22 protein-coding genes are annotated in these 22812 nt (G+C 72.3%); 11 read left to right on the top strand and 11 right to left on the bottom strand.

Annotated features, from left to right (window positions below; translation table 11 throughout):
* Positions 1-131: 131 nt before the first annotated feature.
* Both GGQ69_RS08840 and xseA read right to left on the bottom strand, forming a co-directional pair.
* Positions 132-446 carry an exodeoxyribonuclease VII small subunit gene (locus GGQ69_RS08840; protein WP_183527279.1) on the bottom strand — a complete coding sequence of 105 codons (315 nt, stop codon included), beginning with the start codon at positions 444-446 and terminating at the stop codon, positions 132-134.
* Positions 443-1732, bottom strand: coding sequence for an exodeoxyribonuclease VII large subunit (gene xseA / locus GGQ69_RS08835; protein ID WP_183527277.1), 1290 nt, complete (start codon positions 1730-1732; stop codon positions 443-445). Before xseA ends, GGQ69_RS08840 begins: the two co-directional genes overlap by 4 nt.
* A 116-nt stretch (positions 1733-1848) precedes the next feature.
* On the opposite strand from xseA, the gene GGQ69_RS08830 reads away from it, so the two are divergent.
* From GGQ69_RS08830 to GGQ69_RS08815, 4 genes are all read left to right on the top strand, one after another.
* Positions 1849-2802 (top strand): hypothetical protein, encoded by a 954-nt coding sequence (locus GGQ69_RS08830; RefSeq protein ID WP_183527275.1) that lies wholly within the window; start codon positions 1849-1851, stop codon positions 2800-2802.
* A 92-nt stretch (positions 2803-2894) separates the two neighbouring features.
* Complete coding sequence (locus GGQ69_RS08825; RefSeq protein WP_183527273.1) at positions 2895-3995, top strand: 4-hydroxy-3-methylbut-2-enyl diphosphate reductase; 1101 nt, start codon at positions 2895-2897, stop codon at positions 3993-3995.
* On the top strand, positions 3995-4513 hold the full coding sequence (locus tag GGQ69_RS08820) for a gluconokinase (RefSeq protein ID WP_183527271.1): 519 nt from the start codon (positions 3995-3997) through the stop codon (positions 4511-4513). Before GGQ69_RS08825 ends, GGQ69_RS08820 begins: the two co-directional genes overlap by 1 nt.
* 109 nt (positions 4514-4622) lie before the next feature.
* Positions 4623-6026, top strand: coding sequence for a GntP family permease (locus tag GGQ69_RS08815; protein WP_183527269.1), 1404 nt, complete (start codon positions 4623-4625; stop codon positions 6024-6026).
* Between the two features lie 139 nt (positions 6027-6165).
* Here GGQ69_RS08815 and GGQ69_RS08810 read toward each other — a convergent pair whose 3' ends face one another.
* From GGQ69_RS08810 to GGQ69_RS08795, 4 genes are all read right to left on the bottom strand, one after another.
* Positions 6166-7884 (bottom strand): DEAD/DEAH box helicase, encoded by a 1719-nt coding sequence (locus GGQ69_RS08810; protein ID WP_370577138.1) that lies wholly within the window; start codon positions 7882-7884, stop codon positions 6166-6168.
* Positions 7885-8180: 296 nt separating this feature from the next.
* A complete protein-coding gene (locus GGQ69_RS08805; RefSeq protein ID WP_183527268.1) occupies positions 8181-8735 on the bottom strand; it encodes an NADPH-dependent FMN reductase in 555 nt (184 codons plus the stop codon).
* A gap of 86 nt (positions 8736-8821) precedes the next feature.
* Positions 8822-10141, bottom strand: a complete 1320-nt coding sequence (locus tag GGQ69_RS08800; RefSeq protein WP_221243372.1) for a DNA recombination protein RmuC — start codon at positions 10139-10141, stop codon at positions 8822-8824.
* A 96-nt stretch (positions 10142-10237) separates the two neighbouring features.
* Positions 10238-10990: a sulfite exporter TauE/SafE family protein gene (locus tag GGQ69_RS08795; protein WP_183527266.1), complete on the bottom strand. Its 753-nt coding sequence runs from the start codon at positions 10988-10990 to the stop codon at positions 10238-10240.
* 154 nt (positions 10991-11144) lie between these two features.
* Here GGQ69_RS08795 and GGQ69_RS08790 point away from each other — a divergent pair, with 154 nt between their 5' ends.
* On the top strand, positions 11145-12746 hold the full coding sequence (locus GGQ69_RS08790; protein WP_370577137.1) for a DASS family sodium-coupled anion symporter: 1602 nt from the start codon (positions 11145-11147) through the stop codon (positions 12744-12746).
* A gap of 41 nt (positions 12747-12787) precedes the next feature.
* Here the strand turns inward: GGQ69_RS08790 and GGQ69_RS08785 are convergent, their stop codons facing one another.
* Complete coding sequence (locus GGQ69_RS08785) at positions 12788-13360, bottom strand: hypothetical protein (RefSeq protein WP_183527256.1); 573 nt, start codon at positions 13358-13360, stop codon at positions 12788-12790.
* Between the two features lie 140 nt (positions 13361-13500).
* Here GGQ69_RS08785 and ychF point away from each other — a divergent pair, with 140 nt between their 5' ends.
* The 3 genes from ychF to GGQ69_RS08770 are packed head-to-tail and all read left to right on the top strand — an operon-like array spanning position 13501 to position 16640.
* The gene (ychF, locus tag GGQ69_RS08780; RefSeq protein WP_183527254.1) at positions 13501-14595 is read left to right on the top strand and encodes a redox-regulated ATPase YchF; all 1095 of its coding nucleotides are present in this window, start codon (positions 13501-13503) and stop codon (positions 14593-14595) included.
* Positions 14588-14956 carry a zinc ribbon domain-containing protein YjdM gene (locus GGQ69_RS08775; protein ID WP_183527252.1) on the top strand — a complete coding sequence of 123 codons (369 nt, stop codon included), beginning with the start codon at positions 14588-14590 and terminating at the stop codon, positions 14954-14956. The genes ychF and GGQ69_RS08775 overlap by 8 nt, the downstream gene beginning before the upstream one ends.
* 22 nt (positions 14957-14978) lie before the next feature.
* Positions 14979-16640: an ABC-F family ATP-binding cassette domain-containing protein gene (locus GGQ69_RS08770; protein WP_183527250.1), complete on the top strand. Its 1662-nt coding sequence runs from the start codon at positions 14979-14981 to the stop codon at positions 16638-16640.
* 6 nt (positions 16641-16646) lie between these two features.
* Here GGQ69_RS08770 and GGQ69_RS08765 read toward each other — a convergent pair whose 3' ends face one another.
* From GGQ69_RS08765 to GGQ69_RS08755, 3 genes are all read right to left on the bottom strand, one after another.
* Positions 16647-17009 carry a cupin domain-containing protein gene (locus GGQ69_RS08765; RefSeq protein WP_183527248.1) on the bottom strand — a complete coding sequence of 121 codons (363 nt, stop codon included), beginning with the start codon at positions 17007-17009 and terminating at the stop codon, positions 16647-16649.
* Between the two features lie 138 nt (positions 17010-17147).
* A complete protein-coding gene (gene arfB, locus GGQ69_RS08760; RefSeq protein ID WP_183527246.1) occupies positions 17148-17588 on the bottom strand; it encodes an alternative ribosome rescue aminoacyl-tRNA hydrolase ArfB in 441 nt (146 codons plus the stop codon).
* Between the two features lie 86 nt (positions 17589-17674).
* Positions 17675-19072, bottom strand: coding sequence for an MFS transporter (locus GGQ69_RS08755; RefSeq protein WP_183527244.1), 1398 nt, complete (start codon positions 19070-19072; stop codon positions 17675-17677).
* A gap of 185 nt (positions 19073-19257) precedes the next feature.
* Here GGQ69_RS08755 and GGQ69_RS08750 point away from each other — a divergent pair, with 185 nt between their 5' ends.
* Together GGQ69_RS08750 and GGQ69_RS08745 are read left to right on the top strand one after the other, a co-directional pair.
* Positions 19258-21168, top strand: a complete 1911-nt coding sequence (locus GGQ69_RS08750; protein ID WP_183527242.1) for a glycoside hydrolase family 15 protein — start codon at positions 19258-19260, stop codon at positions 21166-21168.
* A gap of 83 nt (positions 21169-21251) precedes the next feature.
* Positions 21252-21785 carry an isoprenylcysteine carboxylmethyltransferase family protein gene (locus GGQ69_RS08745; RefSeq protein ID WP_183527240.1) on the top strand — a complete coding sequence of 178 codons (534 nt, stop codon included), beginning with the start codon at positions 21252-21254 and terminating at the stop codon, positions 21783-21785.
* A gap of 18 nt (positions 21786-21803) precedes the next feature.
* Here GGQ69_RS08745 and GGQ69_RS08740 read toward each other — a convergent pair whose 3' ends face one another.
* Positions 21804-22013, bottom strand: coding sequence for a dodecin (locus GGQ69_RS08740; RefSeq protein WP_183527238.1), 210 nt, complete (start codon positions 22011-22013; stop codon positions 21804-21806).
* Between the two features lie 146 nt (positions 22014-22159).
* Between GGQ69_RS08740 and GGQ69_RS08735 the strand changes: the two genes are divergently transcribed.
* Positions 22160-22807 (top strand): hypothetical protein, encoded by a 648-nt coding sequence (locus tag GGQ69_RS08735; protein ID WP_183527236.1) that lies wholly within the window; start codon positions 22160-22162, stop codon positions 22805-22807.
* Positions 22808-22812 lie beyond the last annotated feature (5 nt).

The raw sequence follows: 22812 nt of genomic DNA, 5'->3' as shown, positions 1-22812 counted from the left end.
GAATGGTGCGCTGTGATCTGGACCACCCCGTGAGACGTTACCTACAGGTAATCACCCGGTCAATGCGCCCCGCCGCCGGCGTGCCCGAACACGGGGCGGGCCCTGCGCCGAGTCCCGCCGCGGCGGCCGGTTCAGGCCCCGGCCGGACCGGTGTCCGCACCCGCCCCGGCGGCCCGGGCCCGGACCTCCTGGAGGCGCTGGCGGGCACCGTCCAGCCAGGCCTCGCACCGGTCGGCCAGGGCCTCGCCCCGCTCCCACAGCGCCAGGGACTCCTCCAGCCCGGCACCGCCGGTCTCGAGCCGGGTCACGGTCTCGACCAGCTCGGCCCGAGCCTGTTCGTAGCTCATCCGCGCGATGTCCGAGGTGTCCGCGGCGGAGAACCCCTCCACGGCGGTGGCCTCGGCGGCCCCGTCCTGGCCGGCGGGGGTGGTGCTGGGGGTGCTCATCGAGTCTCCTCTGTGCTGCTCTGGGCGCTGCTCTCGGGGCCCAGGGTGGTTCCGGTGGTGGTGGCGGCGATGCGTCCGGCGGCCACCAGGATGTCCAGGGCATCACCGGGGGAGACCTGGCCGGCGTCGCGCACCACCCGGCCTCCGTGCTGGACCACGGCGTACCCCCGGTCCAGGGTGTGCTGGGGGGACAGCGAGCGCACGCGGGCCCGCAGGTGCCCCACCGCGTCGTGCTCGCGGTCCAGCTGCCCGGCCAGGGACGTCCGGGCGCGCTCGCGCCACCGCTCCAGGTCGTCCGTCCGCTCGGACATCATCCGTTCCGGGTTCGCCAGCACGGGCCGGGTGCGCAGCGACTGCAGCTGCTGCGCCTCGTGCAGCACGAGCCGCTCCACCCCCGCGGCCAGCCGCGACCGTGCACCGGCGATCGCCTCGCGCTCCACCGCGGCGTCCGGGACGATCCGCTTGGCCGCGTCCGTGGGGGTGGAGGCCCGCAGGTCGGCGACGTCGTCCAGCACGGGCCGGTCCGCTTCGTGCCCGATGGCCGAGACCACCGGCGTCCGGGTGCCCGCCACGGCACGCACCAGGGCCTCGTCCGAGAACGGCAGCACGACCTCCTCGAGGGCGCCACCGCCGCGGGCGATGACGATGACGTCCACCTCCGGGTGCGCGTCCAGCTCGGCGACGGCGGCCATCACCTCGCGCGGCGCGTTCGCCCCCTGCACGACCACCTCGCGGACCTCGAAGCGGGCGGCGGGCCAGCGCAGGTGGGTGTTGCGCATGACGTCCTTCATCGCGTCCGAGTCACGGCCGGTCACCAGCCCGATGAGCTGCGGCAGGACCGGCAGCGGCTTCTTGCGCTCGGGGGAGAACAACCCCTCCGCCTCCAGCGCGCGGCGCAGCTTCTCCACGCGGGCCAGCAGGTCGCCGAGGCCGACCGGGCGCATGGCCGAGGCGATCATGCTCAGCTTTCCGGTCTTCGTGTAGAAGCTCGGCTTCACGCAGGCCACCACGCGCGAACCCTGCTCGACCGTGCCGTCCAGGGTGGCGGCGACGTTGCGCCAGGCGGTCACCGGCAGCGAGTAGTCCGCGTCCAGGTCCCGCAGGGTCATCCAGGCGTTGCCGCGGATCACCTTGAACTCGATCAGCTGGCCCTCGATCCACGCCTGGGGCGCCCGCTCGAAGTACCGCTTGAGGTTCTCCGAGAGCACGCGCAGCGGCCAGGGGGCATCGGGGGCGGTCTCCGCCGCGGTGGCGGGAGGCGAACCGGCTGCCAGGGGCTCGTCCATGCGGGGCGGATCCTCTCCACGGGTGTCGACGGGTGGGTGCCGACGGGTGGCGTCGTTCCCCTTTAGTTCTATCAGTAGGCTGGGCCGCGATAACCCCACCGGTGAACGGAGCCGCGATGCGCACGGTGCTCTCCCTCGTCCTGGCCGTGCTCGCCGGACTGCTCGCGTCCCTGGCCCTGGCCGGGGCCCGCCTCGAGGCCCTGGTCCACACCCCCGGACCCCTCCAGCGGATCGCCGGGCCCCTGTCCGAGGACCCTGGGCTGCGCGCCGCACTGCCCGGCCAGGTGACCTCCCTGGTGCGGGAGAACCTGCCGGCGCAGCTCCCGCCCCTCCTCCGGGAGGGACTGATGGACCTGGCGGAAGGCGCGGCGGACGGCCTCGTGCATGACGACCGCTTCCCCAACGCCTGGTCGCAGACGCTGGAGCAGACCCGCGTGGACTGGGTGGAACGGCTCGAGGCGGTCGAGGCCGGGACGGCCGGGCCCGCCGATGCCACCGTGCACCTGCACCTGGCCCCGCTGGCCGACCTCGGCGTGGACCGGTTGTCCGAGTCCGTCGAGATGTTCCCCGGCGGGGAGTCCGTCGGCCGGGCCGTCCGGGAGGGTGCCGAACAGGCGCTCGCGGACCTGCAGGACCCGGTCACCGGGGACGACGCCGGGGCCTCACCCCTGGTGGTCGACCTCAACGTCCCGGATCCGGCGGAGGTCAGCGGCCAGCGGCTCGCCCAGGCCGTGTCCCTGCTGCCGCAGTGGCCCTGGCTGGCCGGCGGGGCCGTCGCCGCGGGCCTGCTGGCCCTGCTGACCGCGCCGCGCGGGCGGCGCTGGGCAGTGCTGGTCGCCGCCGGTGGGACCGCGGTGCTGTCCGGGGTCATCGGCTGGTGGGCACTGGGCCGGCTGGAGGTGACCGGTGTGACCGGCCTGGCGCGCATCGCCGCCGAGTCCCTCACCGAGGGTGTCCGCCAGTACGCCGTGCCGGACACGGTCCTGCTGATGGCCGGCGGCGCCCTCGTGGCGGCCCTGGGCGTGCTCGCCGGACTGTTCTCCCGGGGACGGGCCGGCCGGCGGCGCTGAGGCGTCCATCACCCCCGGTGGCCAGGGGGTGCCCGCTCGGTAGAATGGCCCATATGTCTGCCGTCCCCTCTGTCTCGTCCATGCCTGCCGCGATGCCGACCGCATCCGCCAGCGCTGCCCCCGTCGCCGTCGGGATGCCCCACGTGCCCCGCGCCCGCCGCACCCGCGAGGACGTGGAGGCCGCCGCCGTCGTGGACGGTGACAAGAAGGTCCTGCTGGCCGCGCCGCGCGGGTACTGCGCGGGCGTGGACCGCGCCGTGGTGGCCGTGGAGAAGGCGCTCGAGCACCACGGGGCGCCCGTGTACGTGCGCAAGGAGATCGTCCACAACCGCCACGTGGTGGAGACCCTGGAGCAGCAGGGCGTGGTCTTCGTGGAGGAACTGGACGAGGTGCCCGAGGGCTCGCTGACCGTGTTCTCCGCGCACGGCGTGTCCCCGGCCGTGGTCAACGAGGCCGCGGACCGGGGCCTCAGGACGATCGACGCCACCTGCCCGCTGGTCACCAAGGTCCACCGTGAGGCCGTGCGCTTCGCACGGCAGGACCGGCGCATCCTCCTCATCGGCCACGAGGGCCACGAGGAGGTCGAGGGGACCTACGGCGAGGCGCCCGAGCACACCACCGTCATCAACAACCCCGACGAGGCCCGGACGGTCCAGGTCGAGGACCCGGACAACCTGATCTGGCTGTCCCAGACCACGCTCTCCGTGGACGAGACGCTGGAGATCGTGTCCATCCTGCGCGAGCGGTTCCCCAACCTGCAGGATCCGCCCTCGGACGACATCTGCTACGCCACCTCGAACCGCCAGGCCGCGATCAAGAAGATCTCCCCGCAGTGCGACCTGATGATCATCGTGGGCTCGGCGAACTCGTCGAACTCGGTCCGCCTCAAGGAGGTCGCCCTGGAGTACGGCGCGCAGCGCGCCGAGCGCGTGGACTTCGCCCACCAGGTGGACGAGTCCTGGTTCGAGGGCGCGGCCACGGTGGGCCTGTCCTCCGGCGCCTCCGTGCCCGAGGTCCTCGTGCAGGACGTGCTGCGGCTGCTGGCCGAGTACGGCTACGGGGCCGTGGAGGAGGTCGTCACGGCCGAGGAGGACATCATCTTCTCGCTGCCGAAGGAACTGCGCGCCGAGATGAAGAAGGTCGGGGACACCGACCGCTCCCTGGGCGGCCGCAACCGCACCCCCAAGGGCTGATGCCGGACAGCGCCCCGGCGGCCGTCCACCTGGTCCTGATGGGGATCTCCGGCTCGGGCAAGACCACCCTCGCCGAGGGGCTCGCCACCCGCCTGGGCCGGCCCTACGCGGAGGCGGACCGCTTCCACCCGCCGGCGAACATCGAGAAGATGGCCGCCGGCATCCCCCTGACCGACGAGGACCGCTGGCCCTGGCTGGACACCCTCCGGGACTGGATGGACTCCCAGTCCGGCTCCGGCGGGACGATCGTGACCTGCTCGGCCCTGAAGCGCGCCTACCGTGACCTGTTGCGGCAGGCGTCCGGCCGGGTCGTCTTCCTGCACGTCATCTCCGACCCCGCCGTCATCACCGAGCGGATGATGCACCGCCCGGGCCACTTCATGCCCGCGTCCCTGGTGCCCAGTCAGCTCGCGACCCTCGAGGCCCTCGGCGAGGACGAGGACGGCATGGTCCTGGAGAACTCCGGTACGGTGGACGAGCTCGTCCAACGGGCCCTGGACCTGGTCGAACGTCTCTGAGCGGACCGTCCCGAGGGCCTGTCGCCGACGAGCGTAAACCCCCGTGCGCAGACGTCCCCACACCCCGGGACCGTCCGTGCTGCATTCGACGATCCGAAGGCCCCCACCCATGACCATCGACGACTGGACCCCCACGCTGGGGGCCGGCCCACTGCTGGGGATCGCCGCCGCGGCGATCATCCTGCTGCTGTTCCTCATCATGTACCTGCGGATGCACGCGTTCCCCGCGCTCGTCCTCGTCAGCCTCCTCACGGCCTTCGCGGCGGGCATCCCACCGTCCCTGGTGGTCTCCACCGCGACCGCGGGCTTCGGCAGCACCCTGGCCACGGTCGCCCTCCTCGTGGGCCTGGGCGCCATGCTCGGCAGGCTGGTCGAGATGTCCGGCGGCGCCAAGGTCCTCGCGGACACGCTGATCGGCTGGTTCGGGGAGAGGCGCGCCCCCTTCGCCCTGGGCGTCGCCTCCCTGCTGTTCGGCTTCCCCATCTTCTTCGACGCCGGCCTGGTCGTGATGCTGCCCGTCGTCTTCGCCGTGGCACGCCGCCTGGGCGGGTCGGTACTGACCTACGGACTGCCCGTGGCCGGTGCCTTCTCGGTGATGCACGTCTACCTCCCGCCGCACCCCGGACCGGTCTCGGCCGCGACCTTCTTCGAGGCGAACGTGGGCCTGGTGATGGTCTTCGGCCTGGTGGTGGCCCTGCCCACCTGGTACCTGACCAGCTACCTCTTCGGGCGCTGGGCCGGCCGGCGCTGGGTGCTCCCGGTGCCGGACATCCTCGGCCACGCCGATGAGGCCCACGAGCAGAACCCGCCGCGGTTCTCCACCGTGGTCATGGTGCTGCTGCTGCCGATGATCCTGATCTTCCTCAACACCGGCCTCGACACGCTCCACCGCAGCGGCGTCCTGCCCGAGGGGACCAGCGAGGCCACCTGGTTCCAGGTGTTACGGGTCCTGGGCGAGACCCCGGTGGCCCTGCTGATCACCCTCATCGTGGCCATGGTCGTCCTGGGGCGTGCCCGGGGCACCGACAAGGCCGTCATCGAGAGGACGCTCGAGGGTGCGCTCGGGCCGGTGTGCTCCGTCATCCTGGTCACCGGCGCCGGCGGCATGTTCGGTTCCGTGCTGCGGGCCTCCGGCATCGGCAACGCCCTGGAGGACTCCCTGGCGGACCTCGGGGTGCCGCTGATCCTGGCCGGCTTCCTCATCGCGGCCATCCTGCGCATCGCCCAGGGCTCGGCCACCGTGGCCCTGACCACCGCGGCCGGACTCGTCAGCGCCGGTGTGGCCGCCGCCGACTACAACCCCGTCCAGCTGGCCGCCATGGTGCTCGCCGTCGGGGCCGGCTCCGTGGTGGCCTCGCACGTCAACGACTCCGGTTTCTGGCTGGTCGGACGATTCTTCGACATGGACGTGAAGACCACCCTGAAGACCTGGACCGTGCTCGAGACCCTGATCGGCCTCATGGGCTTCGCCATCGCCTGGACGATCTTCGCGATCGCCGGCGCCGTGGGCTGACCGCCGCGCGGGCACGGCACCACCCGCCCATGACGAAGGCCCCGGTTCCGAACGGAACCGGGGCCTTCGTCACCTGTCCACCGTCCCCGGGGACGGGGGAGGCCCGCCGGTCAGGCGGAGCCGGACGCGGTGGTGCCGGTCAGCCGCGCGCGGCGCCCGAGGACCGGCGGCGGCTGCGGTTGCCGCGGCTGCGGCCACCGGCGCGCTCGCCCGAGCCGTCCCGGGAGCCGGCGCCCTCGGCGTAGTGGCCGCCGCGACCGGACTCGGAGGTGTAGACCCGCCCGCCCGACGACGGCGCGCCGGCCGAGGACCCCGCGCGGCGGTTGCCGGGACGGCCGGTGCCGCGGGAGCCCTGACCGGACTGGTGCTGGCCGGAGCCGTCCCGACGGGCCTGGCCCTGGCCGGAGCGGCCCGAGGCCGGGGACTCGGTGCCCGGCTGGCCCGCACGCTGGCCGGACGCCTGGCCGCCGCGGGTGCGGCCGGCGTCGTTCCCGGCAGTGCGGCCACCCTGGCCGCCGCGACCACGGCCACCCCGGGAGCCACCGGAACGCTGGCCGGCGGACTGACCGCGACCGCCGCCCTGCTGGCCCTGCCCGGCCTGGGCGGTGGGGGTGGACACGGCGAGCAGCTTCTCCAGCTCGGCCTGCTCCAGGAAGGTCCGTGGGCCGGGGGCCAGCTGGTCCAGCAGGGGCTCGGAGGCGCCGTCGGCGTGCACGGTGGGGGTGATCTTCGCGGCCCGCATCAGGGAGCGGACCTCGTTGCGCTGGTCATGTCCGGCCAGGGTGATCACGGTGCCGGCCTGCCCGGCGCGCGCGGTGCGGCCCGAGCGGTGCAGGTAGGCCTTGTGCTCCGTGGGCGGATCGGAGTGGATCACCAGGGCCACGTCGTCCACGTGGATGCCGCGGGCGGCGATGTCCGTGGCGACCAGCGTTCCCGCGGTGCCATTGTGGAAGGCGTCCAGGTTGCGGGTACGGGCGTTCTGGGAGAGGTTGCCGTGCAGTTCCAGGGCGGAGACGCCGCGCTGGCGCAGCTGCTTGGCGGCCTTCTTGGCGCCGTACTTGGTGCGGGTGAACACGATGGTCCGGCCCGGGGCGGCGCAGAGGTTGGCCAGGGTGGACAGCTTGGCATCCCCGTCCACGGCCACCACGTGGTGGTCCATCCGGGCCACGGGGGAGACCGCGGAGTCGGCCTCGTGGACCACCGGGTTCTTGAGGTACTTCTTGACCAGCACGCCCACCCCGTCGTCCAGGGTGGCGGAGAACAGCATCTTCTGGGCCGGTGCGGGGACCTTGTCCAGGATCTTGCGGACCATCGGCAGGAAGCCCATGTCCGCCATGTGGTCCGCCTCGTCGATGATGAGGACCTCGACGCCGGACAGGTCCACGTGGCCCTGTCCCATCAGGTCCAGCAGACGGCCGGGGCAGGCCACCAGGACGTCGACGCCGCGCTGCAGCGCCTTGACCTGCGGGTTCTGGCCGACGCCACCGAAGATGGTCAGCGAGGACAGGCCGGTGTGCGCGCCGAGGGGCTCGAAGGACTCCGCGAGCTGGAGGGCCAGCTCGCGGGTGGGGGCCAGCACGAGGGACCGCGGGCGGCGGGCCTGCGCCGGGCGGCCGCCGTCGAGGCGGGCCGCCAGCGGCAGCAGGAACGCGTAGGACTTGCCGGAACCGGTCCGGCCGCGGCCGAGCACGTCCCGGCCGGTGAGGGAGTCCGGCAGCGTGGCCGCCTGGATGGGGGTGGGGGTGGTGATGCCCTGCGGGGCCAGCGCGGCGGCCAGGCCGGCGGGCAGGCCCAGCTCGGTGAAACCGCCGGCGGCGGCGTCCGAGGAGGAGGGCACGGTGGAGGTACCGCCGGTCACGGCGGCATGCTGAAGAGAAGTCACGAAGTTGAGATCCGTCCGGGTGGAAGAAAGACCCGGCCCTGGCACGGGCGGAGCGGCATGACAGGAGCCACTCATCGCGGTGCTGGCCGGCACCGGGGAGGAAGGCTCCAGCCCGGTTGGCTGTGACCAGTCTACGGCATCGCCGCCCGGCGGCCGTCTTCACCCACGTCAGCGGGCCGAAACGCCGAACCCCCGGCGCGGGGGGAGCGGCCGGGGGTTCGGGGGACGGGAGCGCCCTGGGTGAGGGGTCCCGGGTGAGACGGTGTCTGGGATCAGGCGGAGACGCGCGCGTTGGCGTCCACGTGGGCGACCAGCGCGTCGACGAAGCCCTGCAGGACCGGCAGGAGGGTCTCGTCCTGGATCTCACCGGAGTCGGCGATGGCACCCTCGCGGGCCTGGATGAAGGACTCCGGCTGACCCATGGTCTTCATGTCCAGGTGGGCCAGGATGTTGCGCAGGTGCTGCTGGGCCATCGCGGTCCCGGTGCCACCGGGGGAGGTGCCGATGACGGCGGCGGGCACGCCGCCCCACACGGCCTGGCCCCACGGACGGGCGCCCCACTCGATGGCGTTCTTCAGCGCGGCCGGGATGGAGCGGGAGTACTCCGGGGTGACGAACAGGATGGCGTCGGCACCGGAGACGGTCTCCTTGAAGTCCAGGGCCGCGGCCGGGTAGTCGGCGTCGAAGTCCCAGGAGTACAGCGGAAGGTCGCCGATGCCGATCTCGAAGAACTCCACGCCCTCCGGGGCCAGGGTGCTCAGGGCCCTGGCCAGGCGGCGGTTGATGGAGTTCTGGGCCAGGGAGCCGACGATGTAGCCGATGCGCATGGGATGTCCTTCCAGACGGTCGAGGCGATGGATCGCGTCGTTGAAATTTCAACGACTCGATCATGTCAACCAGCCCTCACGCCGGACTATTCCGGCCGCGTCCCCGTCGCGGTGGTGATGTCCCTCACAGCGCCGTATCCGCTGGCGGCACCCGTGTCCACGCCGGATCCGGAGGCGTTGCCCGCCAGGAAGTCCTCGTCCAGCAGCTCGGCCGCCGAGAGCACCCGGGGCGTGGCCTCGACCGGCTTCAGCGGCGCCAACCCCTCGCCCAGGGTGGGGTCCAGGTCACCGATGCGGCGGGCGGAGGGCAGCACCCGGGACTCCAGCGTGCCGACCATCGCGTTGTACTTCTCCACCGCGGAGCGCAGCGAGCCGCCGAGCTTGGACACGTGCCCGCCCAGGGTGCCGAGGCGCTGGTACAGCTGCCGGGAGGCCTCGAACAGGGACCGGGCGTTCTCGGTCAGGGTCTCCTGCCGCCAGGCGTAGGCCACGGACTTCAGCGCCGCGAGCAGGGACACCGGTGCCACCAGGGCGACGTTGCGCGAGAACGCGTGGTCCAGCAGCGCCGGATCGGCCTCAAGGGCGGAGGCCAGGAAGGACTCCGCGGGCAGGAAGCACACCACCAGTTCGGGGGAGTGCTCCAGTCCCTGCCAGTACTCCTTGGCGGACAGGGCGTCCACGTGGGCCCGCACGGCCCGGGCGTGGGACCGCTGCAGGTCCCGGCGCCGTCCGGCGGCCTCCGCCGACGGGTCACCGGCCAGCTCCTCGGCCTCCAGGACCGCGGCGAGCGGGGCCTTGGCGTCGATGGCCAGCGACTTGCCCCCGGGCAGCCGTACGACCAGGTCCGGGCGGAGCACCTGGTCCTCGTCCCCGCGCAGCACCTGCTGCTCGGCGAAGTCGGTGTGGGCCAGCATGCCGGCGGCCTCCACCACCCGGCGCAGCTGGACCTCGCCCCAGTGCCCGCGGGCCGACGTCGACTTCAGGGTGGCCACCAGAGACCTGGTGTTCACCAGCAGGGCCGTGTCCGTCTCGGCGGCGGTCTTGAGCTGCTCGGAGAGCTGGCCGTACTGTTCCACGCGGTCCCGCTCCAGCATGCCGACCTGCCGCTGCAGGATCTCCAGCCGCTGGCCGACCGGGGCCAGGGCCGTGAGGACCCTCGACTCGACCTCGGCCCGGTCCCGGTCCGCCGTGCGCTCGGCGGTGAGCACCCGGCTCTCGGCCTCCGCCGCGGCGAGCGCCGCCTGGACCTCGGCGAGCTCTCCGCGCAGGTGCTGGGACTCCTCCCGGTACGCCTGTGCCCCGTCCCGTCCCTGGCGGGTCGCGAACCAGGCGCCGAGCACGGCGCCCACCACCAGCCCGGCCACCACGCAGACGAGCGCCACCACCAACACCACAGAAGTCTCCATGTCCCCACCGTGCCAGAGGCGGTGGACAGGTTAGGTGAGCATCGCCGTCGTGACGGCGTACCGGGGCCCGCCCGGCGGGCGGTCCGCCCGGGCGCCTCAGGCCCCCAGCAACTGGACGGCGCCGCGCGCCAGCGTGCCGGCGGCCCCCAGGACGACGACGCCCACGGCGAGCCGGCGGGCGCTTCTCGGGGAGAAGCGGCGCGACAGCACACCGCCCAGCAGCACGCCGACGGGCACGGCGGCCATGACGGCGAGCATGAGGGGCCAGGAGGACAGGTCCGCGTCCGGGACGGACCCGAGCAGGACCTTGACTATGATGGAGACCAGCCCGAGGGTCAGGAAGATCGGCTGCAGCGTCGCGGCGAACCCGCGGTGGACCCACGACGTCACCCGGGCGTACGCCAGGAACGCCGGCGAGGCGACGCCGACGGCGGTGTTGAGGAAGCCGCCCAGGACGCCCGCGGCCAGTCCGGCCGGACGTTCCGGGACCTCGGGCAGCCGGGGGAGCAGGGTCGTGCCGCCCACCGAGACGAGCAGGACCGCCCCGATGATCAGCTCCAGCCAGCCCGGCCCCGCCGCGCGGACCAGCACCGCCGCGGGCACCGCGCCGAGGACGACGACGGGGGCGATGCGGGCGTACCGCCTCCAGTCGACGTCGGAACGGACGGCGACGGTCATCAGCGCCGCCGAGACGACCGCGGTGGCGTTGGTGAGCAACACGCCCTGGGCCGGCCCGATGAGCAGGACCAGCGCCGGGGAGACGACGAGCCCCACGCCCATCCCACTCGTGCGCTGCAGCACGCAGCCCAGCAGGACGGCGGCGACGGCGAGCGCGATCCCGGACTCCATCGGCACGCGTCCACCCGTCCCCCCGGAGCGTCCGGGCGCCCTCGTCCGACCCCCGCCGCGCCGTTGCCGGGCGCCGGGCGGGCCATCGGCATGGCCCGGATCACACGTTAGTGTGTCCGGACAGCACACCGGGACGAGGAGAGGGCATCGCACCATGTCGAACATGACGGGGCAGCAGGACGGCCGGGCCGGGCAGGCTCCTGCCGGGGACGACGACGGCCGGGAGATCGACCAGAAGTCACCGGGTGAGCGGGCGCCGGCGGAGGCGCGGAGCCTGAACCTGCGGCGGTGGATCGGCCTCGCGGCGGGCCTGGTGCTGGCCGGGATCGTCTTCCTCGCCCTCCCGCAGGATCTGGCCTACAACGCACGCCTCACCGCGGCCGTCGCCGTCCTGATGGCCGTGTGGTGGATGACCGAGGCGATCCCGATCCCGGCCACCGCCCTGGTCCCGCTCATCGCCTTCCCCACCCTGGGGCAGGACATCGGCGTCGACGACGTGGGCGCGTCCTACGGGAACAACATCATCTTCCTGTTCATGGGCGGGTTCATCATCGCCCTGGCCATGCAGCGGTGGAACCTGCACCGCCGCATCGCACTGGTGACCGTCCGGGCGATGGGCACCAAGCCCGGCGGCGTGGTGGCCGGGTTCATGATCGCCACGGGCTTCCTGTCCATGTGGGTGTCCAACACCGCCACGGCCGTGATGATGATCCCCATCGGGGTCTCCGTCCTGACCCTGGTGGTGGCGAAGGACTCCTCCAACCCGGTGGAGGAGGGCTCGGACCCGGGGTCCGCGGAGGTCAAGGACGCCGTGATCGCCTCGAACTTCGGCACCGCCCTGATGCTCGGGATCGCCTACGCGGCCTCCGTGGGGTCCCTCGGGACGCTGATCGGCACGCCGCCCAACGCGCTGCTGGCCGGCTACATGGCCCAGGCCCACGGGGTGGAGATCGGCTTCGGGCAGTGGATGCTCGTGGGTGTCCCGCTGTCCCTGGTGATGATGGTGATCGTCTGGTTCCTGCTGACGCGCGTGCTGTTCAAGGCAGAGATCACCGAGATCCCGGGCGGCCGGGAACTGATCACGGACGAGCTGTCCAAGCTGGGCCGCATGTCCTCCGGGGAGATCCGTGTCCTGGTGGTCTTCGTCCTGGCGGCGGCGTCCTGGATCATCGTCCCGCTGGCCTTCGAGGGGCTCATCAGCGACGCGGGCATCGCCCTGCTCGCCGCACTGCTGCTGTTCCTGCTGCCGGCCGGGGCCGCCCGGGGCGTGCGGCTCCTGGACTGGGAGTCCGCGGTCAGGCTGCCGTGGGGCGTGCTGCTGCTGTTCGGCGGTGGCCTGGCCCTCTCGGCGCAGTTCAGCGCCTCCGGCCTGGCCGACTGGATCGGCGAGCAGGTCTCCGGCCTCGGCGGACTGCCGGTGTGGCTGCTGGTGACCGTGATGGCCGTGGCCATCCTGTTCCTGACGGAGATCACCTCGAACACCGCCACCGCCGCCACGTTCCTGCCGGTGGCCGGAGGCGTCGCCGTCGGCGTGGGCGTCGACCCGCTGCTGCTGTGCATCCCCGTGGCGCTGGCCGCCACGTGCGCCTTCATGCTGCCGGTGGCCACCCCGCCCAACGCCATCGCCTTCGGCTCCGGGTACGTCACGATCGGGCAGATGATCAAGGGCGGCCTGTACCTGAACCTCGTGGGCGTCGTCCTGATCACCCTGACCACGCTCACCCTCGGGGTGTGGGCCTTCGGGCTGGTGTTCTGACGGCCCCGGGGCCCGTGTGAGGACGGCCCCGGGGCCCGGACTCAGGCGCGCAGGACGTTCTCCCCGTTGGCGTACAGCTGCGGGGCGCCGATCGGCTCCGCCTGTCCCGGCTCGGCGCCCTCGGCGACCCCGGCGGCCGCGGGGGAGTAGAGCTGGATGACGGTGGCCGAGCGGTCCTCCTCGTCGTCGAAGGCCTCCAGCACGAAGGCGTCGTGCGGTTCGCCGTTGACCTCGAGGCGGGCGTCGAACACGGACACGGCCAGGTGCGGGCGCGGGCTCAGCTGGGCGATCTGCTCGCGCATCTGCGCCTCGTCCGCCCCGGGCAGCCGCCACATGCCCTTCTGCTCCTCGTCCACGTAGCCGAGCAGGAACGGCGCCACGTCGGCGCCCTCGGAGGCGAACTCCAGGGCCTGCTCGATCGCCAGGAACACGAGGGGCGAGATGCGCTCGGAGGGCGGTTGCGGCTGGCCCTCGGGCAGGGCGGTGCCGGCGGGCACCAGGCCTGGATTCGCCGTCGTGCCCGGAGCCTCCTGCTGGCCCTGCGGGGCCGCGGCCCCGGGGATGGCGGCGGGGTCGGTGGACGGGGACGGGGTCTGCTCTGGCTGCTCAGTCACGTCCTCGACGCTATCGGTGTCCGGAGGCGAAGGACAACCACCCCCGGGCGGCCCCGCATGCCCCTGCCGGATGCCCCTGCCGGACGCCCTGCCGGACGCCCTGCCGGGCGCCGCCCCGCACGCCGGTAGGATGGACCACCGTGGCTCTTACTATCGGAATCGTCGGCCTGCCCAACGTGGGCAAGTCCACCCTCTTCAATGCCCTGACCCGTCAGACCGTGCTCGCGGCGAACTACCCGTTCGCCACGATCGAGCCGAACGTCGGGGTGGTGAACCTGCCGGACGAGCGGCTCGAGACGCTGGCCGGGATCTTCGGTTCGCAGAAGATCCTGCCGGCCACCGTGTCCTTCGTGGACATCGCCGGCATCGTCAAGGGCGCCTCCGAGGGCGAGGGGCTCGGCAACCAGTTCCTGGCCAACATCCGCGAGGCCGAGGCAATCGCCCAGGTGGTGCGCGCCTTCGACGACCCGGACGTGGTGCACGTGGACGGGAAGATCAACCCGGCCTCGGACATGGAGACCATCAACACCGAGCTGATCCTCGCCGACCTGCAGACCGTCGAGAAGGCGATCCCGCGCGTCGAGAAGGAGGTCAAGGGCAAGAAGCGCGACGCCGCCGAGCTCGAGGCCCTGCAGTCCGCCCTGGCCGTGCTCGAGCGGGGGGAGACGATCTACGCCGCCGTGCAGGGCAAGGCCAAGGACGCGCCCGAGACCGAGTGGCTGCGCGAGGTCAGCCTGCTGACCGCCAAGCCGTTCATCTACGTGTTCAACTGCGACGAGGGCGTGCTCGGTGATGAGGCGAGGCAGCAGGAACTGCGCGACCTCGTGGCCCCGGCCGACGCCGTGTTCCTGGACGCCAAGCTCGAGGCCGACCTCGTGGAGCTCTCCGAGGAGGAGGCCCGCGAGATGCTCGAGCTCAACGGCCAGGACGAGTCCGGGCTGGACCAGCTGGCCCGCACCGGCTTCCACACCCTGGGGCTGCAGACCTACCTGACCGCCGGGCCCAAGGAGGCCCGCGCCTGGACCATCAAGAAGGGCGACACCGCCCCCAAGGCCGCCGGCGTCATCCACACCGACTTCGAGCGCGGCTTCATCAAGGCCGAGATCGTGTCCTTCGAGGACCTCGTGGCCGCCGGCTCCATGGCCGAGGCCAAGGCCGCCGGCAAGGTCCGCATGGAGGGCAAGGAGTACGTCATGCAGGACGGCGACGTGGTGGAGTTCCGCTTCAATGTCTGACGCGCTCCCGCCCTGCCCCGAGTGCGGTGAGGCGTATGCCTACGAGCAGGGCCCGCTGCTGGTGTGCCCCATGTGCGGGCACGAGTGGGCTGCCGACGACGGCACCGCCGGTGAGGCTCCCGAGCAGACGCCGGCCGGGATCAGGGATGCGGTGGGGAACCCCCTGGCCGACGGCGACACCGTGACCATCGCGAAGGACCTCAAGGTCAAGGGCGGTGGCGGCGGAGTCGTGAAGGTCGGCACGAAGGTGCGCGGAATCCGCCTCATCACCGACGGCGTGGGTGACCATGACATCGACGCCACGGTGCCCGGTTTCGGGCGGATCCAGTTGAAGTCGAGCGTCGTCAAGAAGGTCCTCTGACCTGTTCGGACAGGAGTGAACGATGACCGCGACACTGGTGGCCGCCGGGCTGGCGGGCGGGTACGGCCACCGCACCCTCTTCGACGGGCTGGACCTGACGGTGGCGCCCGGGGACGTGGTCGGGGTGGTCGGCGCGAACGGCGCCGGGAAGTCGACGCTGCTCTCGCTGCTCGCCGGTGTCCACGCCCCGCAGGCAGGGTCGGTGTCCCTCTCTCCCGCTGACGCGTTCGTCGGCTGGCTGCCGCAGGAGCACGAACGGGTCGCCGGTGAGACCGTGGCCGGTTACATCTCCCGGCGGACCGGATGCGCGCAGGCGACCCGGGAGATGAACGCGGCGGCCGAGGCGCTCGCCGAACCGGTGGACGCCGAGGCCGCGAACGACGCCTATGCGTCCGCGCTGGACCGCTGGCTGGCCAGCGGCGCCGCCGATCTCGACGAGAGGCTTCCGGCCGTACTCGCGGAGCTCGGATTCGACCTCGACGGCGTCCCGGTCGAGGAGGCGCTGATGACCTCGCTCTCGGGAGGCCAGGCGGCCCGCGTGGGACTGGCGGCGCTGCTCCTCTCGCGTTTCGACATCGTGTTGCTGGATGAACCCACCAACGACCTCGACCTCGACGGCCTCGAGCGGCTCGAGGACTTCGTCCGCGGCCTGCGCGGCGGTGTGGTGCTGGTCAGCCACGACCGGGAGTTCCTCGCGCGCTGCGTGACACGGGTGCTGGAACTGGACCTGGCGCAGGGGTCGAACCGCGTGTACGGCGGGGGCTATGACTCGTACCTGGAGGAACGGGCGACGATCCGCCGGCAGCTGAGGGAACGTTACGACGAGTTCGCCGGGCAGAAGGCCGACCTCGTCGTCCGGGCCAGGACCCAGCGGGAGTGGTCCAGCCAGGGCGTGCGCAACGCGATGCGCAAGGCGCCGGACAGCGACAAGCTCAGGCGCAAGGCCTCGACCGAGTCCAGTGAGAAGCAGGCCCAGAAGGTGCGGCAGATGGAGAGCCGGATCGCGCGGCTCGAGGAGGTGGAGGAGCCGCGCAAGGAGTGGCGGCTCGAGTTCAGCATCGGCGCGGCACCGCGATCGAGCTCGGTGGTCTCGACGCTCAGCGCGGCGGTGTTCCGGCACGGGTCGTTCACGCTCGGGCCGGTGTCCCTCCAGGTGAACGCGGGGGAGCGCATCGGCATCACGGGTCCGAACGGGGCCGGCAAGTCGACGTTGCTCCGGGGACTTCTCGGCCGGCACCTGCCGGACGAGGGGTCCGCCACCCTCGGAACCAGCGTGCAGATCGGGGAGGTCGACCAGGCACGTTCCCTGCTGGCGGGGACCCGGCCGCTCGCCGGGGCGTTCGAGGCGCTCGTCCCGGAGCTGGCGACGGGCGAGGTCCGAACGCTGCTGGCCAAGTTCGGGCTCCGGGCGGACCACGTGAACCGTCCCGTGGACGAACTCTCCCCGGGGGAGCGCACGCGTGCCGGGCTGGCCCTGCTGCAGGCGCGCGGGGTCAACCTCCTGGTCCTCGATGAGCCCACGAACCACCTGGACCTGGAGGCCATCGAGCAATTGGAGCAGGCCCTCGAGTCCTACGACGGGGCGCTGCTGCTGGTGACGCACGACCGCAGGATGCTCGCGACTGTGCGCACGGACCGGTGGTGGGACGTCGAGGCGGGCCAGGTCACCGAGCGGCGGCGCTGAGGCCCCTCAGCCCTGCGGCTTGCCCCACACGTGCGCGCCGCCCCAGTCGACCGTGACCGCGGGTTCGTCCCCGACGACCCAGGCGTCGTGCCTGGGCTGGACGACCACCACGTCACCGGCGCGGGCGTCGAACTCGCTGCCGTCCGCCATCCGGATGTGCACCTGACCGGAGATCATGTACTGGAAATGCGGCGCCTCGCAGAGATCGGTGCCGGCCACCGGCTTGACGTGCTCCGACCACTTCCAGCCGGGCTGCAGGGTGATGAGGGCAACCTGCCCACCCCCGATGGTGACGATCTCGCCCGTGCCCAGCGGGAACTCCCTGACCTCGTCGGGAGCCGAGACGTTCTTCAGCTCATAGTCCGACATCGGAATCTCCTTCGCTCCGTGGGTCGTCAGGACCCAGGGCAATTCTCGGCCCGCTCCCCAGAGGGCCGCAAGCACCGGGGCACGGTCGTCGCCCGGCCGGAGGCTGGCCGCCACGGTGCTGCCGTCCCCGCCGGGGCCTCAGTCGTGGTGCGGACGCCGACGGTTCTGCTTGACCTCGGACCGCCTGCCCTTCGCCTCCAGCCGCCGACGCTGTGAGCCACGCGTGGGCCGGGTCGATCGTCGCGGGACCGGCGGGACGACGGCCTCGCGCAGGAGTCCGGCGAGGCGCTGCCTCGCGGCGGCGCGGTTCCGTCGTTGCGAGCGGTGCTCGGAGGCGGTGATGGTGAGCACCGACCCGGTGAGCCGCTCGGCGAGCCGGTCGAGGGCGCGGGCACGCTGGGTGTCGCTCAGCGCCGTCGTCGTCCGCAGGTCGAGGCTGAGCTGCACGCGTGAGTCAGCGGTGTTGACGCCCTGGCCCCCGGGACCGGAGGACCGGGAGAACTGCTCCACCAGTTCTCCCTCAGACACCGTGAGGCCACGGGGTGCTCCGGGGCCCGGGGGCACGTGCAGGTCATCCACCCGACCAGTGTGCCTCACCGCGGACGGTGGCACCGGTCGGGGCCGGGACCAGGATCCTCCTGGACATCCGTCCTACCGCTGTGACGCTAGGCACGGGCACCCGTCGGGGCCGGGGTGCGCGGCAGGAACGTGGCGAGCCCGAGTCCGAGCAGCCCCACGACGGCCAGTGCGATCATCGCGGTGGCGTAGGCGCCGGTGGACAGGCCCGCGACGAGGATCGTGCCCGCGATCGCCGTGCCGAGCGAGGAGCCCAGGTTCGACACGCTCCGGGACAGTCCGGAGATCTCCCCCTGGAGTTCGTCGGCGAAGGCGGACTGCACGATGTTCACCGAGGGCGTGAGCATGCCGCCGAGACCGAAACCGATGAGGAACAGGCCCGGGGAGAACGCCCAGGCGCTGGGGGAGACGTCGACCATCAGGATCAGGACGCCGATGCCGACGACGGTGATGGCGAAACCCGCGATGATCAGGGTCCGTTGTGGCCGCCGCTCCGCGAAGCGCTGGGCACCGATCGAGGACAGCAGGATCCCGAGGGTGGCGAACGTGAAGATCACGCCGGACTCGATCGCACCGTAACCCCGGACCACCTGGAGGTAGGCAGCCACCGTGAATGAGACGCCCATCAGGATCAGCCACTGGAGGTTCTGCGTGATCATCCCCAGGTTGGCCGTCCGGTCGCGGAACATGGCGCTCGAGAGCAGGGGCTCCTTCCCGGCCCGTTCCTTGGCCCGCCCCATCGTGAAGAACAGGGTCAGCAGGAGGGCGCCGGCCGCGAGCAGGGCGAGCATGAGCCAGGCGTTGTCGTCCGCGGCCAGGATGCCCGCGACGATGAGGATGAGACCCGCCGCCGAGGTCGCCGCGCCGACGGTGTCGAACGGCCGGTCCGGTTCGGCCGGCAGGGGATCCACGAGCCGGCGGCTCAGCAGCACGATGACCGCGATGATCAGCGCCTGGAACACGAAGGCGGCACGCCAGCTGATGAAGCTGGTGATGGCCCCACCGATCAGCGGCCCGGCCGCGGCCCCGACGCCGGCCATCGCGCTGATGGTGCCGAACGCCCGTGCCCGTGAGGTGAGGTCGGCGAAGTAGAGCGTGGCGAGGATGTAGACGGGCGGGATGAGCAGCGCCGTGCCGATGCCCTCGAGGAGGGAGTTGCCCAGGATGAGCACACCCAGTCCGGGGGACACGGCGCTGACCAGCGCGCCGACGCCGTAGACGATGAGGCCGGTGATGAAGCACCGCTTGCGGCCGTACCGGACGGTGAGCTTTCCCCCGGGGATCATGAAGGCCGCCATGACCAGCAGGAAGACCGTGATCGCGATCTGCACGCCCTGGACCGTGGTGTCCAGGTCCTCGCTGATGTCGGTGATCATCACGTTCATGTTCGATCCCGCGAAGCTGCAGATGAACTGTGCCAGGGCGAGGGGAAGGAGCGCCCCGCGCTGGGCACGTGATGGTCGGTCGTCCATTCCGTTTCCGGTCATCTGGCACCCCACTCGAGTCGAGACCTGTCCCCGCGCCCGGGGCCCGTGGCCATCGTGCCGCCGTCGGGCATCCCGGAACATCACCCGCCGCGTATGATGCGGCCGCGGTCCCGACGCCCGACCCTGAGAACGACACGTCTGCACCGCCGGCGGTGCGGCCCCGTCGTCCAACGAAGGGTTCTGCCATGACCGACTACCCGCTCATCGCCAACCACGGTCTGATCGGTGACCTCCAGAGCGCTGCGCTCGTCGCGACCGACGGGTCGGTGGACTGGTTCTGCGCACCGCGGTTCGACTCGCCCAGCGTCTTCGGGGCGTTGCTCGACGCCGCGAACGGTGGCCGCTGCCGGGTGCGCCCGACCGCGGAGGTCTTCACGGGCAAGCAGATGTACTTCCCCGACACCGCGGTGCTGGTCACCCGGTTCATCACCGAGGCCGGCGTGGGGGAGGTGGTCGACTTCATGCCGGTGGCCGGTCCGGCCGCGACTCCGGGCCGGCGCCTGGTCCGCATGGTGCGGTGCGTGCGCGGGCAGATGGACTTCGAGATCGAGGTCGCCCCGCGGTTCGACTACGGGCGCGAGCCACACCAGACCCGCGTCACGGAGGACGGTGCGGTCTTCGAGGGCCCCCGCACGTCGATGACGGCGCACCTGGTCCGCGAACCCGACGACGAGCGACTGGGCCGGGTGCGGGTGCTCGACGGCGGCGACGTGCACGTCGAGCTCACCCTGGCCGCCGGCCAGGCGCGGGGCCTGTTCATCGAGACGGGCGTGGCCGGCCCCGCCCGGTCAGTGCGCGTGGCCGAGGTCTGGCGGCTGTTCGACGAGACGGTGGACTTCTGGGAGGCGTGGCTCGGGGGGTCGACGTACGCGGGGCGGTGGCGCGACATGGTGCACCGCTCCGCCATCACGCTCAAACTCATGACCTACGCGCCCAGCGGCGGCCTGGTCGCGGCACCGACCGCCAGCCTGCCGGAGCAGATCGGCGGGGAGCGCAACTGGGACTACCGCTTCACGTGGGTGCGTGATGCGTCCTTCTCCGTCTACTCCCTGCTGGGACTGGGGTTCTCCGAGGAGGCCGCGGCGCTCGCCCGGTGGCTGAGGGAACGGATGGAGGACCAGGCGCACCCCGGCGGGAGCGGCCCGTTGAACATCATGTACCGCATCGACGGATCGACCGACCTCACGGAGGAGGTCCTCGACCACTGGGAGGGGTATCGCGGGTCGAGGCCGGTGCACATCGGCAACGGGGCGGCCGGACAACTGCAGCTGGACATCTACGGTGAGGCGATGGACAGCTTCTACGTGGCCTCGCGCCACGGTCTCCGGGCCACCCATCAGGGCTGGCTCCGGATCTGCGACCTCCTGGACTGGGTCGCCGAGAACTGGGACCAGCCGGAGGAGGGCATCTGGGAGACCCGCGGCGGCCGCCAGGACTTCACCTACGGCCGCCTGATGAACTGGGTGGCCCTTGACCGCGGCATCCGGCTGGCCACGGACAACGGACGGCCCGCGCCCCTGGAGCGGTGGCGGGCCGAACGGGACGCCATCTACACCCAGATCATGCACCGCGGCTGGAGCCCCACCCGGCAGGCGTTCCGCCAGCACTACGAGACCGACGTGCTGGACGCCTCGCTGCTGAGGATGTCGACACTCGGGTTCATCAGCCCCACCGACCCGATGTGGAGCTCGACGCTGAAGGCGATGGACGGTGAGCTGGTCACCGACAGCCTGGTGTACCGCTATGACCCCGAGGCCTCGCCGGACGGACTACGGGGCACGGAGGGGACGTTCTCGCTGTGCACCTTCGCCTACGTCGCCGCGCTGGCCGAGTCCGGTCGTCTGGACAAGGCCAGGATCACCTTCGAGAAGATGCTGACCTACGCCAACCACCTGGGCCTCTACTCCGAGGAGATCGCCCTCACGGGCGAGCAGATCGGCAACTTCCCGCAGGCCTTCACGCACCTGGCGCTCATCGACGCGGCCCTCGCGCTGGACCGGCAGCTCGACCTGGCCCCGCCGGCGCAGTCCCGGCGCCGCTCCCGGGAGGCCACGCTGGCTGCCCCGGGTGCGGCGGACGCGGCCCCGGCCGGGTGAGCTGATACCTGGAGAACCGGTCCGGGGCGGGGTGCCACGCCTCACCTCTGGTGCCTCCGCGCCGTGACCTGCACAATCACTGGATGGAGAACCCACGGATCCCCCCGCCCCTCCTGGCACTGTCCGCCGCCGCCCTGCAGCGCATCCTGCCGGCCGGCGCGCCAGCAGGACCGCTCCGGCGGGCGGCCGCCCAGACGATCGCGACCGCCTCCGCCGTCACGATGATCGGGGCGTCGGCCCAGTTCATGGTGTACCGGACGACGGTCGACCCCCGGGAACCGGAGCGGGCCTCCACCCTGGTGACCAGCGGGCCCAACGTGGTCACCCGGAACCCGATGTATCTCGGCATGGCCGGGCTCCTGGCCGCACACGCCATCCGGCGGGGCAGCTGGTCGGCGTGGGTCCCGGTGGCGGCCTTCGTCCTGCTGATGGACCGCGCCCAGATCCCCGCGGAGGAGCGGGCGCTGCGCGAGCGGTTCGGCGCCGCGTACGAGGACTACTGTGCCGCCGTGCCCCGGTGGCTGGACCGGCGCTCCGCCGCCCGCCTGCAGGAGGGGGCCGTGACCGAGGTCCGCCGGCCCGCGGGGGAACTCCCAGGCCGTCAGGATGCCGGGTGAGGGGAGCTCCCGCGCGGCTCAGCCCTCGTGCCGGAAGCCCAGCTTGATGGTCACCTGCCAGTCGGCGATCCGCTCGTCCTCGATATGACCCCGGATGGACTGGACCTCGAACCAGTCCAGGTTCCGCAACGTCTTCGCCGCCTCCGTGACGGCGTTGGTGACCGCTGCGTCGACGCCGTCGGGGGACGTCCCGACGATCTCGGTGACGTTGTACACGTTGTTGGCCATGGTGTCCTCCGGGGGTTCGGCCCGGGCCGGTGCGCCCGGGGGTCGTGCTGGCCACCGTAACGGAGGCTGCCCCGCCGCGGCCAGACCCCGTGCCACGCACGGCGGCGATCCCTCGGGCTCCTAGACTGGCCGGGGGAGGGAGCACGATGACAGGGACCACACACGACCTGACGAGGCACGACGGCCGCGGAGGCAGGGCCGGTGCGCGCGGGCTGGACCGGCTGGCCACGGTCCTGACGGAGGCGGCGAGCCCCTTCGTCCTGGTCGCCGTGGTCCTCGTGGTGGTGGCCGTGCACACCGATCCCCACTGGGCGCGCAGCGCGCTGCTCACGGTCGTGCCGATCGCCGTCGTGCCGCAGGCCATCTCCCTCGTGATGACGCACCGGAAGGTGGTCACGGACAAGTTCATCGTCCACCGGACCCAACGGCATCTGTTCTACGCCCTGGCCCTCGGGTCCATCCTCCTCGGGGCGGCCCTGGCCTTCCTCGTGCCCACCGGCACCGTGATGCGGGCCGCGGTGGTCCTGGCCGTGGGCACCCTGCTGGTCGTGATGGCCCTGAACACCCGCATCAAGGTCAGTGTCCACGCCCTCATCGGTGCGCTGACCGCCGTGGTCGTCCCCGCCGTCGCCGGGGCCTGGGCACTGCTCGCCGTCCTTGTCCCGCTCTGGTTCGGCGTCAGCTGGTCCCGGGTGCGCCTGGCCCGGCACGAGCCAGCCGAGGTGGTGCTCGGCTCGATCGTCGGGATCGTCGTGGGACTGGCCTTCTGCGGATGGACCGGCGTGGCCGGCTGAGCGGC

The organism is Micrococcus sp. TA1 (assembly GCF_014199555.1).
Lineage (GTDB): Bacteria > Actinomycetota > Actinomycetes > Actinomycetales > Micrococcaceae > Citricoccus.
The sequence above is the reverse complement of the archived record's forward strand: the minus strand, read 5'-3'. Positions and strand labels throughout refer to the sequence as shown.

Coding starts and splice junctions, on each gene's coding strand:
- GGQ69_RS08765 (WP_183527248.1), bottom strand. CDS start 17,009: ATGTCGGACTATGAGCTGAAGAACGTCTCGGCTCCCGACGAGGTCAGG.
- GGQ69_RS08790 (WP_370577137.1), top strand. CDS start 11,145: ATGTCGAACATGACGGGGCAGCAGGACGGCCGGGCCGGGCAGGCTCCT.
- GGQ69_RS08800 (WP_221243372.1), bottom strand. CDS start 10,141: ATGGAGACTTCTGTGGTGTTGGTGGTGGCGCTCGTCTGCGTGGTGGCC.
- GGQ69_RS08825 (WP_183527273.1), top strand. CDS start 2,895: ATGCCGACCGCATCCGCCAGCGCTGCCCCCGTCGCCGTCGGGATGCCC.
- GGQ69_RS08820 (WP_183527271.1), top strand. CDS start 3,995: ATGCCGGACAGCGCCCCGGCGGCCGTCCACCTGGTCCTGATGGGGATC.
- GGQ69_RS08795 (WP_183527266.1), bottom strand. CDS start 10,990: ATGGAGTCCGGGATCGCGCTCGCCGTCGCCGCCGTCCTGCTGGGCTGC.
- GGQ69_RS08815 (WP_183527269.1), top strand. CDS start 4,623: ATGACCATCGACGACTGGACCCCCACGCTGGGGGCCGGCCCACTGCTG.
- xseA (WP_183527277.1), bottom strand. CDS start 1,732: ATGGACGAGCCCCTGGCAGCCGGTTCGCCTCCCGCCACCGCGGCGGAG.
- GGQ69_RS08745 (WP_183527240.1), top strand. CDS start 21,252: ATGGAGAACCCACGGATCCCCCCGCCCCTCCTGGCACTGTCCGCCGCC.
- GGQ69_RS08830 (WP_183527275.1), top strand. CDS start 1,849: ATGCGCACGGTGCTCTCCCTCGTCCTGGCCGTGCTCGCCGGACTGCTC.
- GGQ69_RS08775 (WP_183527252.1), top strand. CDS start 14,588: ATGTCTGACGCGCTCCCGCCCTGCCCCGAGTGCGGTGAGGCGTATGCC.
- GGQ69_RS08735 (WP_183527236.1), top strand. CDS start 22,160: ATGACAGGGACCACACACGACCTGACGAGGCACGACGGCCGCGGAGGC.
- GGQ69_RS08840 (WP_183527279.1), bottom strand. CDS start 446: ATGAGCACCCCCAGCACCACCCCCGCCGGCCAGGACGGGGCCGCCGAG.
- GGQ69_RS08750 (WP_183527242.1), top strand. CDS start 19,258: ATGACCGACTACCCGCTCATCGCCAACCACGGTCTGATCGGTGACCTC.
- GGQ69_RS08805 (WP_183527268.1), bottom strand. CDS start 8,735: ATGCGCATCGGCTACATCGTCGGCTCCCTGGCCCAGAACTCCATCAAC.
- GGQ69_RS08755 (WP_183527244.1), bottom strand. CDS start 19,072: ATGACCGGAAACGGAATGGACGACCGACCATCACGTGCCCAGCGCGGG.
- GGQ69_RS08740 (WP_183527238.1), bottom strand. CDS start 22,013: ATGGCCAACAACGTGTACAACGTCACCGAGATCGTCGGGACGTCCCCC.
- GGQ69_RS08770 (WP_183527250.1), top strand. CDS start 14,979: ATGACCGCGACACTGGTGGCCGCCGGGCTGGCGGGCGGGTACGGCCAC.